The following is a 305-nucleotide window of genomic DNA, read 5'->3' as shown; positions in this document are numbered from 1 at the left end:
AGTGCCCTGAACACCAACGGCGGTGCGGTCAGCAATGGCACCAGTAATGGACTGACAGTCTCACTGAGTGATGCCAACTTCCAGGCAGCCGGTATTACATTTACAGGCAGTACGTCGTACACCGGTCACAGTGGTAACAGCGATATTGTCACGGACGGTCATAACGGTACCAGCTGGTTGCTCAAGGGGCAGAACTCAGCTCAAACCGGGAACTTCCTGTTCAGTAATATCGGTACAGTACAGACTGGCGACCAGATTCAGAATGACTCCAACGGTGTTCAGACAGTAGCGATTACTGAAGGTGT

At 51.8% G+C, this 305-nt stretch carries 1 protein-coding gene; it reads left to right on the top strand.

What is annotated here, in order from left to right:
• Positions 1–305: hypothetical protein (locus CWC16_RS20155; protein ID WP_212747473.1), on the top strand; the 305-nt coding region annotated here is incomplete at both ends.

It is taken from the genome of Pseudoalteromonas sp. S3776, assembly GCF_005886915.1.
In the GTDB taxonomy this organism is placed as follows: Bacteria; Pseudomonadota; Gammaproteobacteria; order Enterobacterales; family Alteromonadaceae; genus Pseudoalteromonas.
Note: the sequence above shows the minus strand (reverse complement) of the source record. Positions and strands in the feature narration are given on the sequence as shown.